Here is a 4,407-nt window from a genome sequence, read left to right on the forward strand (position 1 = left end):
GCCTGCTGACCGGCGCCGCCGTCGTCGTCGGCTACGCCCTATTGGGCGCCACCTGGCTGAACATGAAGACGGAAGGCGCGCTCCAGACCCACGCGCGCTCGCAGGCCTGGAAACTGGGTCCGGCGACCCTGCTGATGATCGGCGCGGTCAGCCTGGCCACCCCGTTCCTCGACGGCGAATACGCCCGCCGGTGGTTCGACTGGCCCGGCGTGCTTCTGACGGCCCAGGTGCCGTTGCTCGTCCTGATCGTCGCGGCCGCCTTCTTCTGGACCATGCGTCAGAAGCGTGAGGTCTGGCCCTTCCTGCTGTCGCTGGGCCTGTTCGCGGTGACCTTCGCCGGGCTGGGCGTCAGCGTCTTCCCTTACGCCGTACCCGACGAGATCACCCTCTGGCAGGCCGCAGCTCCCGCCTCCAGCCAGCTGTTCATGCTGGTCGGCGCCCTGATCCTGATCCCGATCATCCTAGCCTACACCGCCTACGCCTACTGGGTGTTCCGCGGCAAGGTCGGCGACGACGGTTACCACTGATGCGTCGCGGCTCCACAAACGGGCTCCGGCAGGGCCTCTGGTTCGTCGCGCTCTGGGCGCTGGGCGTGGGCGTCCTGGGCATCGTCGCCTATCTGCTGCGCGGCGTTCTCAAGCTGGCCGGGGGGTGAGCCCGCAGGCGCCGAACCGCTGGCCCTGGCCGCCGCTCATCACGGGCGGCGCCGTCCTTGTCGCGCTCATCACGGCGCGTCTGTGGTCCCCGCCCGCTCTCTTCCCCGGCGCCTTCGCCGCTGGCGGCCTCCTGGTCGGGCTCGCCCTTGGTTTGGACCTCTGGGCCATGCTGGTGATGCGGCGGTGGCGCGCCAACATCCTGCCGCACCGGGCGGCGACCGCTCTGGTCACGACCGGTCCGTTCGCCTGGAGCCGCAACCCGATCTATCTCGCCAACGGCCTGCTGCTGCTCGGCCTCGGCGGCCTGTTCGACAACGCCTGGTTCTTCGTGGCCGCCCCCGTCGCCGCCTTCGCCACCGACCGCCTCGCCATCCGGCGCGAGGAACGACACCTGACGGCCCTCTTCGGGCCAGCCTGGTCCGCCTACGCCGATCGCGTGGACCGCTGGTTTGGGCGGCGGATGCCGTCGCAATCACCTTAAGGCTGGCTTAAGCTTGGCCCGGCCTGTTGCGACAAAACGCAGCAGGAAACGACGATGGGAGACATCAAGAGGCCCGCGCCAACCACGGGAACGCTTGTCCGGTGCTGATGGGCCTCCTCATGAGCGGTGCGATCGCCGCCGCCGGGCAACCCACGGACGCCCAGGATAGCTGGCGCGTCTCCGGATCGGCGCGCGCGCGGGGAGAGACGCTGTCAGGCCAGTTTTGTCCGATGGCGGAGCCAAGCGACGCCGTCCTGACGACGCGGCTGACGCTGGCCGTCGAGCGGGATGTGGGTCACGTGACGTTCGGGCGAGGTGTTCGATTCGCGGGCGTTCGGGCAAGGTCCGCTGTCGTCGGTCGGCGTTGGCGAGGTCAATGCGCTGGAGTTGGTTCAGGCCTACGCCAAGATCCGTCTCGGCGCGCGACGTGAGCGGACACTGAAACTCGGCCGCTTCACCATGGATCTGGGTTCCAAGCGTTTCGTTTCTCGCCAGAATTTTCGCAACACCACCAACGCCTATACCGGCGCCCGTTTCGACACGCCCCTGGCCGACGGCGCGCTGACGGCCTTCTGGGTCATGCCGCAGGTGCGGTTGCCGGACGACAGGGCCGCCATCGAGGACAATCGGATCGCGTGGGATCGAGAGAGTTCCAACCTGCAGTTCGCCGGCCTGTTTTGGACTCGCGACCTCGGCCAGCGGCGGTCGCTCGACCTCTATGTCTACGGCCTGACCGAAAGCGATGACGCGGACCAGCAGACCCGAAACCGCCGGCTGGCGACGCCCGGCGTCCGTTGGCGCCATTCGCCGGCGGCCGGGGCGTGGGATGTCGAGGTCGAGGCGGCGGCCCAGGTGTGAGTTCCGGCACCCGGTGCGACAAACCAAGCCTGAAATGACCCGTTAGCGGTGCCCAAAGCTCCGATTTCATCCACCAAAAACTGCGACAAAATCTAGGACTTTGGCAAATAATGCGACAAGATACCGAAGTGCATAAGCGCCGACGCATTCCGCCGGGCCGCCGCTCAGTGACAGGGCAGATGCCCTCGCGCTATCCGAGCGGACCGCTTCTTTACGAGTCCAAACTGGAACGCGATTTCCTGATGTCGCTGGAGGTGGACGGCCACATCCGCGACGTGGTCACTCAGCCGATGACGATCAGTCTTACGGTCGATGGCCAGGCGCGTACCTATACGCCCGACATCATGGCGGTCTGGCAGACACGCTCGCCTTGGCCTCACGGCTTTCGACGCGTGGTCTTCGAGGTGAAACCGCTGGCGATCCTACGCTCGGGGTATGGAACACTGGCGCCGAAGTACCGCGCCGCTCGCCGGTATTTCGCCGAGAGAGATGTCGGCTACCGCGTGGTGACCGAACGCACCATTCGCACACAGCGTCAGGTGAACGCCGAGCTGATCGCCCCGACCCTGCGAGGCAGCGTAGATCAGGAAATGGTGCGTCGGGTGCAGGCGATTGTCCTCGCCAAGGGGACGCACCGACTAGGCGACATCCGTTTCCGGCTGGAGGAGGAAGGGGCCATTCGCGGCGTCGTTATGGAAGCCCTCTATTACATGCTGGGTGCGGAGCTTCTGATTGGCGACCTCAACAAGCCTCTCACCGACGATACGCCTCTGACGTGGTGGGTGAATGCGAAAATCGGAGCATTGCTTGAAGGGACTTAGGTTAGACGCCGGCGTCAATGTCACGATCGGCAAGCGCCCTGCCACTATCGTTCGCGTACTCGACCTGGACAGTTATCTGGTCCGCTTCGAGAGCGAGGAACATCGCCTCGTCGGGCGTAAGGACATCGACGATCCACGAAGCGTAAGCGCACCGATCCGCACTCTGGACGACTATAGCGCTAAAGAGACCGAGGAAGCTTACCGTTGGTGGGAAGTCCTCAAACCCCTTCTCACCGGCGCCATCTCGCGTGGTGAAAAGTCGGACTTCATAATCGAAGCCGGCAAGGTGCTCGGGGTTGATCGAGCGACCGTCTATCGCCGTGTGAAAGGCTACACCGGCTCGGTCATGAGCTTGCTTCCCAAGGGCGGGCAAGGCGCGCGCGGACAGCGGCGTATGAGCGCCGAGCGAGACGCCCTCCTCGATGCCATCATCAGGAAGCATTACCTGGTCAAAAATCAGCCCGCCCCTATGACGGTGTACAAGGAACACCTCGAAATCGAATTCGCAAAGGCCGGTTTACGCCCTCCGGTTCTCGCCACCTTCTACGCTCGCATCGCGGCGCTAGACCCGATCGAGGTCATCGAGGCGCGCCAGGGCAAGCGGGCATCGCACGACGCTAAGAAGCGCCTGATGGGCAGCTATCCTTTCGCTGAGGCGCCGCTCAGTTCAGTCCAGATCGATTATTGGGATTACGATCTCGAAGTGGTGGACAGCGTTGATCGCCTCCCCATCGGCCGACCTCGGCTGACGATGGTGATCGACACATTCAGCTTCATGCCCATCGGCTACTATCTCTCTCTGGATCCTACCGGCGCCTCCAGCGCCGGTCTCGCGATTTTCCATTCGATCACACGCAAAGAACGATGGCTCGCCGACCTGGGCGTGGAGATGGAGTGGCCCGTTTGGGGCTTCCCTAAGATGATCCATGCGGACAATGCCAAGGAGTTCAGGGGCTCCATGCTTCGACAGTTCATGGCCAACGTGGACGGGGAGCTGATGAACCGGAAGGTCAAGACGCCTCGATATGGCCCCCACATCGAACGCTACTTTGGCAAGCTAGCGTTCAGCGTGAAGCACCTCCCTGGCGCGACCGGATCGAATATTCGCGAGCGCGCAAAGCTTCCCGACCCGAGGAAGTCCGCCAGCCTCACGCTTGGGGAGCTTGAACTCTACCTCCTCAGCGTCATCAAGGAACACATCAACACCAAGCATTCCACGCTCGGCATGACCCCGCTGGAGAAATGGCGCTCGTACTTCTTCGAAGGGACCAGGCAGATCAACAAGCTGCCTGACGAAGTCGACAATCTCGATTTCTGGCGCAAGGAACTGATGCCGAAGACCGAGCGGACGCTACAAAGCTATGGTGTTCAGTGGGATCTCTTCCACTACGATTCCGACGGCTTGGTCGCCCTGCGTCAGCGACATGCGAAGACGCCAAGCAAGACCTTCACTGTCCGCCGCGACCCTCGCGATGTTTCGGAGGTGTACGTCTGGGATCCGGACAACAAGGTCTATCTGACCGTCCGCTACAGAAGCCCCATGAGCATCGTGACGTGACCCCCGTTTCTCATCCAGCCATAACGAGAGTCC

Annotated in this window: 6 protein-coding genes; all 6 read left to right on the forward strand. The window is 63.7% G+C overall.

The features are described from left to right. Positions 1–527, forward strand: a 527-nt coding sequence (locus tag B2U11_RS00135) for a cytochrome d ubiquinol oxidase subunit II (protein WP_292068909.1), incomplete at its 5' end; no start/stop codon positions are given. Continuing rightward, entirely contained in the window at positions 527–655 is a 129-nt protein-coding gene (locus tag B2U11_RS00140; RefSeq protein ID WP_137721941.1) for a DUF2474 family protein, read from the forward strand. The genes B2U11_RS00135 and B2U11_RS00140, both read left to right, overlap by 1 nt. Further along, entirely contained in the window at positions 652–1,137 is a 486-nt protein-coding gene (locus tag B2U11_RS00145; protein ID WP_054764186.1) for a methyltransferase family protein, read from the forward strand. The genes B2U11_RS00140 and B2U11_RS00145 overlap by 4 nt, the downstream gene beginning before the upstream one ends. Before the next feature lie 315 nt (positions 1,138–1,452). Continuing rightward, entirely contained in the window at positions 1,453–1,995 is a 543-nt protein-coding gene (locus tag B2U11_RS00150) for an alginate export family protein (RefSeq protein WP_054764187.1), read from the forward strand. Positions 1,996–2,174: 179 nt separating this feature from the next. After that, on the forward strand, positions 2,175–2,816 hold the full coding sequence (locus B2U11_RS00155) for a TnsA endonuclease N-terminal domain-containing protein (RefSeq protein ID WP_066552783.1): 642 nt from the start codon (positions 2,175–2,177) through the stop codon (positions 2,814–2,816). After that, positions 2,803–4,374, forward strand: a complete 1,572-nt coding sequence (locus B2U11_RS00160) for a Mu transposase C-terminal domain-containing protein (protein WP_197458382.1) — start codon at positions 2,803–2,805, stop codon at positions 4,372–4,374. Before B2U11_RS00155 ends, B2U11_RS00160 begins: the two co-directional genes overlap by 14 nt. Positions 4,375–4,407 lie beyond the last annotated feature (33 nt).

It is taken from the genome of Brevundimonas sp. UBA7534, from assembly GCF_002479325.1.
Classification (GTDB): domain Bacteria; phylum Pseudomonadota; class Alphaproteobacteria; order Caulobacterales; family Caulobacteraceae; genus Brevundimonas.